Raw genomic sequence first — 6,195 nt, 5'->3', positions numbered from 1 at the left:
GTGGAGCGTTGGTACTGGGGCCCCCGCCGCCGGCGACTTGCCTCGAATACGAACTGGGTAAGACTCCTCTGCAAACTGTAATTTGAAGTTTAATGCGTATTTCGATACTCTCGCGGGGAACATTGGAACATTTCGCGGAAGGCACGGGAGAATGTGGAATAGTCGGCAAAACCGACTTCTCCGGCAATTTGCGCTATGGGCATGTCACTGCGAAGCATATCGCGGGCCAGCAGCAGCCGCTTGCTGCGGATATACTGGTGCAAGGCATAGCCGGTATTGGCTTTGAATTTGCGCATCAAGTAAAATTTGCTGGTGTAGGTATGTGTGGCCAGTGTATCAATACTCAGGTCTTCGGCTAGATGCTGATTGATATAGGCAAGGACATCCTGAATTTTCTGATCATAAGAAGCATTTTCCAGACCTGCCAGTTCGTGCCCTTCGAGCAGGCGGTTGATGAGAATCATAAACTCAATGAAGAGTATTTCGGTAAAAAGACCATTGGCGAATCCTTCACCATGAGCGGTCTTTTCCAATTTGTCCATGTGGAACAGCAAATCGTGACTAGTTCCCGGAGCTTGATGCATGACGCTGGCTGTTGCGCGGGCTTGGGAAAAACATTGCGAAAGATCATTATGCTGGGGATCCTGTTGCTGCCAGCGCTCGAGAAACGATGGGGAAACGTAGATGACAATGCGTTCGTAGTCCGCAGATCCAGACAAGAATATCGGGCGATGGATTTCCCCAGCAGAAACGAAGACAACATCGCGGGCAGTAAGATGATAGGTCTTTCCTTCTATGACATAATCGACGTTGCCGTCAAGAAATAAGATGATTTTATGGAAATCGTGATAGTGAAAGGGAATTGGCTTCAAGGTCGAATCTTTCAGGCGGAATATGCGGTAATCCGTAGACAGATATCCTTTCTTTTCATAGTCGCTCACAGCAGCTACTCCTTTCCGTAGTAAAAGCTCTTTCTTAGTTTAGTACATCTTTTGCAATATTTAAAGCATATTTTGTGATTTTATTGCAATTTAAACCTTGCTATAATAAAACCATCGAAAGTAACGAGAAGCGTCCGGGGATGGGCGCGGAATGATTTAGAAAGGCCGGTGACAGAGATGATGTTAGTTCGCAGTTATCTGATGGAGGATAAAGAAGTTATGATGCTGGATGGCACCACGGGATTCATGCCGGGCGCTGCAGCGATTCGTCTCTTGTCGAGCCGTCAGGGTGTAGGTGCTGATCGCATCCTGGTGTTTACTGGTACGCAGGAAATTCCTTCCTTCCAGGCATTTACCAAAGAGGGTGTCCAGGAAGAACTTACGGCAGCGGATTATTTGGTTTTGTCGCGGAGCAAGGCTGACTACGAGATCCGCTTGACCGATTATTTTGTAAGATGCATGCGCGAAGCCGATGAATTGAATGAATCGGCAGCCTGTTAATTCGATAGGGAATACGATGAACTTCCTCTTATGAGGAAGTTTATTTTTTTGAATTAAGAAAACTCCAATGCCACTTTAATGCGTACAAAAGAATAGAGGTGCAAAATAGTAGCCGTGATTATTTTCTTTATAAAGAGTTTTATGGGAGGTTTTTATGGGTACTATTTTATTAATAGCTATTCCGGTCATAATTTTGTTGGGCATTATGTTTGTGGTGATCACGATGATGTATGTCAAGGCTTCGCCAAATCGTGCGATTATCTTATCTGGTTTGCGCAAAGAGCCGCGATTCCTCATCGGTCAGGGCGGTATCAAGATTCCCGCGTTGGAACGGGCCGATTATCTGTATTTGGGACAGATTTCCGTTGATATCAAAACGGGACAGTCGGTGCCAACCAATGATTTTATCAACGTTCGCGTTGACGCAGTAGCGAAAGTAGCCGTGGCAAAGGATATCGAGGGACGTAAGATTGCGGCGCTTAATTTTCTTAACATGAAGCCAGAGGAAATTGCGACCAGTTTGCAGGATTCCCTGGAAGGTAACATGCGTGAAATCATTGGTACGTTGGATCTCAAGGATATTAATACAGACCGCGATTCGTTCTCCGACCAGGTGGTCAGCAAGGCATCCAAGGATATGCGTAATTTGGGAATCGATATTATCTCATGCAATATCCAGAATGTTACCGATGACAATGGCCTTATCGTAGATCTTGGTGCCGATAATACGGCGAAAATCAAAAAAGATGCGGCGATTTCCCGTGCGCAGGCAGAGCGTGATGTGGCAATTGCTCAGGCGGCAGCTTCGAAAGAATCCAATGATGCCAAGGTCAAAGCCGAGTTGGAAATCGCACAGCGCCAGACGGATCTTGCCATTCGCAAGGCAGAACTGCAGAAGCAGTCGGATATCAAACGCGCCGAAGCAGATGCAGCGTATGAAATTCAGAATCAGGAACAGCAGAAGTCCATACAGACGGCTACGGTAAATGCAGAAATCGCCAAGACCGAGCGTGAGCAGGAACTTAAGCAAAAGCAAGTTGCGGTCCGCGAGCAGGAATTGGCTGCGGAAATCCAGAAAAAAGCGGATGCGGATAAATATGCGGTGGAGGTTCAGGCACAGGCAGAACTGGCAAAACAGCAGCGCGACGCTGAGGCACGGTTGTATATTCAGCAGAAAGAGGCCGAAGCCCAGAAAGCACAGGCTGAGGCGAAAAAATATGCGATGGAGCAGGAAGCTGCTGGTATCAAGGCCAAAGGTGAAGCGGAGGCAGCTGCTATACGCGCGAAAGGTGAGGCAGAAGCAGCCGCTATGGATAAAAAAGCTGAGGCAATGAAGAAATACGGCAAAGCTGCAATGGCGCAGATGGCGATTGAAATTCTTCCGCAAGTGGCTGCCGAGATTGCCAAACCGCTTACGGCGATTGATAAGATTTCCATCATTGGCGGTGGCGAAGAGGGTGCCTCGGTGGGTCCAATCGCTGGTAATGTGCCATTGGTATTAGCAAAGACCTTCCAGTCGGTAAAAGAGAGCACCGGGGTGGATTTGGCTGACATCATGCGCAGTGAGTCCTATGATGCGAAAGTAACGCGCAATGTCAACGTAACGGGAGATACTACTCCGGATGAAACGGCTAAGATTGCAGCGGTGGCTAAGGCAATCGATGAAAAAAATAAATAATCGATCCTTCTAGAGAAAGCCTTGTTGACGCTAGCGTGTGCGCAACAGGGCTTTTTCTCAAAATTACAGTTTGTAGGTCTCATTCGAAGCAGCTCTTCGCCGCCGCTAGGGGCAGTGCCAACACTCCACGGGAGATGTTTTCCTAAACGAAATTTTTATCTTTAATTAAGCATCGAAAAAGTTGCAAAACGCGCTTCGCTTGAACGGTAGCAATTTTTCGACGAACGGTGAGGATAAAAATTTCGTTCTTCACGGAAAACATCAAACGCTTCGTTTATGGCACTGCCCCTAGTGGCGGCTGAGTCTGTGGCGATTTTCTCAGGGTTACTCCCTCCGAGGGCGTAGCAATTCGTGCCGGCTCTAACCGAGGCGGCGGGGGCCCCAGTACCATAAGCGTAGCCTTGACGTTCCGCGTGAAGCAAGAAATTTTTGCCTGCGTTCTCGTTGGAAAAGCAGTTTCGTCCAAGCGAAGCGCGTTTAACTGTTTTCCAACTCTTAATTAAAAGGCAAAAATTTCTTGTAGCGGGTTGTCACCGAGTGGAGCGTTGGTACTGGGGCCCCCGCCGCCGGCGACTTACCTCGAACACGAACTGGGTAATACTCCCCTGCAAACTGTAATTTACAGCCCAAAGATGATTGCATCTAAATTACAGAGATATAGTATAATATAGGAAAAGTGATCGAAATAAGGAGGTCTTGATTATGGTGACTTATGAAGAATTGTTTGAGGCGGCTAAGAAACAGGGCTTTGGTGGCACGTTTGAGGAATTCTGTGTGGCGTACAATACCTTTCAGCAGTTAAAACCATCTACGGAGGCGCAAGTTCGTGGGATGGTTCAGCAGGAAAGCTTGGCAGATTATATGGATAAGAATCTGAAAATCGCATACAAAAAACTTTGACGAGTCAATGGTCAATTTTTGACTTTTTGTTTTTTTTGTCGTATACTAATACCTGTACGTTAGCACTCGGACTTGTAGAGTGCTAAAACTTCAAAAATTATTTCTGATAAAGGAAGGCAGATAGATATGGCAAAAGAAACCCATGAATTTCAAGCGGAGACCAAACAGCTCCTGGAACTGATGATTCATTCCATCTATACGAATCATGAGATTTTCCTGCGTGAGCTCATTTCCAATGCATCGGATGCAATCGACAAGGTTCACTTTGAGAGCTTGACGAATCGTGACCTGCTTGAGGGTGATGATAATTTCGAGATTTTCTTGGAGCCGGATAAAGATGCTCATACGTTGACGATTTCTGATAATGGTATCGGTATGAGCCGTGAGGAAGTCATTGAAAACATTGGTACCATTGCCAAATCTGGCACCAAAGCTTTCATGGAACAGCTCAAAAAAGCGAAAGAAGCCAGCGAAAATGGCGAGAGCAATACGGATAAAGAGCTCATTGGCCAGTTCGGTGTTGGTTTCTACTCGGCTTTCATGGTAGCAGAGAAAGTTACCATTGAGACGCGTAAGGCGGGCGAAAAGCAGGGAACGCGTTGGGAGTCCACGGGTGACGGCTCTTACAGCATCGAAGAATGCGAGAAAGAGAAGCGTGGTACGACGATTACGATTACCTTGGGCAAGGAATTCTTCGGGGACGCTTCGGAGGAAAATTACACCGATACTTATAAACTGGAGAGCCTGGTTAAAAAGTATTCCGATTATGTCCGTTATCCGATCAAGATGAACTTCACCTTTGAGGAAACGCCGAAGGATGAGGATGGCAAAGAAATCGAAGGGGCAGAAAAGGTAAAACGCGTGGAGCTTCGCACGTTAAATTCCATGCAGCCGCTTTGGACCAAGAATAAATCCGAAATCAAAGATGAGGAATATGACGAGTTCTTCAAGAATCAGTTCCATGAGTGGGAAAAACCGATGGAAGTATTCCATACGCATGCGGAAGGTTCGGTTGAGTACACGGCATTGCTGGCCATTCCTGCGCATGCACCGTTCAACCTCTATCATACGGACTATGAGCCGGGACTGCAGCTCTATTCCCGTCACGTATTTATCATGGATAAGTGCAAGGATTTGCTGCCGGACTATCTGCGCTTCATGAAGGGCTTGGTGGATTCGCCGGATCTTTCGCTCAACATCAGCCGTGAGCTGCTGCAGCAGAGCCGTGAACTCAAAACCATCGGCAAGGCCTTGGAAAAGAACATCCTCAAGGCGTTGGGCCGCAAGATGAAGAATAAGCGCGAGGATTATGAGAAATTCTGGAATGAGTTTGGCAAATCGCTCAAAATTGGCGTCTATGGCAGCGTATACTCGGGCATGGATACCATCAACAATCTTAAAGACCTGCTGCTCTTCATGAGCTCAAAAGAAGGCAAACTGGTATCTCTCAAGGAATATGTGGAACGCATGCCGGAGAGCCAGAAGAAAATCTATTACGCAACGGCAAAAGATAAGGCAACGATTGAGCAGTTGCCGCAGATGGAAACGCTGCGCGATAAGGGCATTGAGGTGCTCTATCTCTTAGACCCCGTGGACGAGCTCTGTATCGAGGCATTGCGTGAATACGAGGGCAAGCAGTTCCATTCCATCAGCCGTGGTGACCTGGATCTCGATGATGCCGAAAGCCAGGAAGTCAAGAAGGAGACCGAAGATATCCAGAAGAAGAACGACGATCTTATGAAGGACATCAAAGAAGCGCTGGGAGAAAAGGTCGCCGATGTCAAAGTTTCGGCTCGTCTCAAATCCAGTGCAGTCTGCCTGGTGGCTGATGAAGCTGGCCCGTCGCTGTCTATGGAACAGACCTTTGCGGATATGAACAACCCGCTGTTCAAGGCACGCCGCATTCTGGAGATCAACCCGCATCATGATTTGTTCACGCGCCTGCAGTCTTTGCATGAGGCTGGTAAAGACAGTGCAGAGTTCAAAGATTACTGCGATCTCCTTTATACGCAGGCACTGCTCATCGAGGGTATTCTGCCGGAAAATCCTGTCGAGTTTGCGAATAAAGTAGCAAAACTTATGGCGAAATAAGAAAAAATTCTTTAAAAATAATAGCCTGCTTCCGTTTGGAGGCAGGTTTTTTTCTTTTGATAACGAATTATATACAATAGAACC

The 6,195-nt window shown here is 47.0% G+C and carries 5 protein-coding genes; 4 read left to right on the top strand and 1 reads right to left on the bottom strand.

From position 1 onward, the window contains the following. Positions 1 to 89 precede the first annotated feature (89 nt). Positions 90 to 941: an AraC family transcriptional regulator gene (locus T504_RS0109200; RefSeq protein ID WP_033170785.1), complete on the bottom strand. Its 852-nt coding sequence runs from the start codon at positions 939 to 941 to the stop codon at positions 90 to 92. A 168-nt stretch (positions 942 to 1,109) separates the two neighbouring features. Here T504_RS0109200 and T504_RS0109195 point away from each other — a divergent pair, with 168 nt between their 5' ends. The 4 genes from T504_RS0109195 (at position 1,110) to htpG (ending at position 6,111) form a co-directional block, all read left to right on the top strand. Continuing rightward, on the top strand, positions 1,110 to 1,442 hold the full coding sequence (locus T504_RS0109195; RefSeq protein WP_369793634.1) for a diaminopimelate epimerase: 333 nt from the start codon (positions 1,110 to 1,112) through the stop codon (positions 1,440 to 1,442). Between the two features lie 154 nt (positions 1,443 to 1,596). Continuing rightward, positions 1,597 to 3,120, top strand: coding sequence for a flotillin family protein (locus T504_RS0109190; protein ID WP_033170783.1), 1,524 nt, complete (start codon positions 1,597 to 1,599; stop codon positions 3,118 to 3,120). 702 nt (positions 3,121 to 3,822) lie between these two features. Further along, entirely contained in the window at positions 3,823 to 4,020 is a 198-nt protein-coding gene (locus T504_RS0109185) for a hypothetical protein (protein ID WP_033170782.1), read from the top strand. 126 nt (positions 4,021 to 4,146) lie between these two features. Next, a complete protein-coding gene (htpG, locus tag T504_RS0109180; protein ID WP_033170781.1) occupies positions 4,147 to 6,111 on the top strand; it encodes a molecular chaperone HtpG in 1,965 nt (654 codons plus the stop codon). The last annotated feature ends 84 nt before the right edge of the window (positions 6,112 to 6,195 follow it).

Source organism: Selenomonas sp. ND2010, from assembly GCF_000702005.1.
In the GTDB taxonomy this organism is placed as follows: domain Bacteria; phylum Bacillota; class Negativicutes; order Selenomonadales; family Selenomonadaceae; genus Selenomonas_A.
This window is presented reverse-complemented; position numbering and strand designations above follow the sequence as displayed.

What these genes read in the sequence shown, in the direction of transcription:
- htpG (WP_033170781.1), top strand. Translation starts at nt 4,147, where the DNA reads ATGGCAAAAGAAACCCATGAATTTCAAGCGGAGACCAAACAGCTCCTG.
- T504_RS0109185 (WP_033170782.1), top strand. Translation starts at nt 3,823, where the DNA reads ATGGTGACTTATGAAGAATTGTTTGAGGCGGCTAAGAAACAGGGCTTT.
- T504_RS0109190 (WP_033170783.1), top strand. Translation starts at nt 1,597, where the DNA reads ATGGGTACTATTTTATTAATAGCTATTCCGGTCATAATTTTGTTGGGC.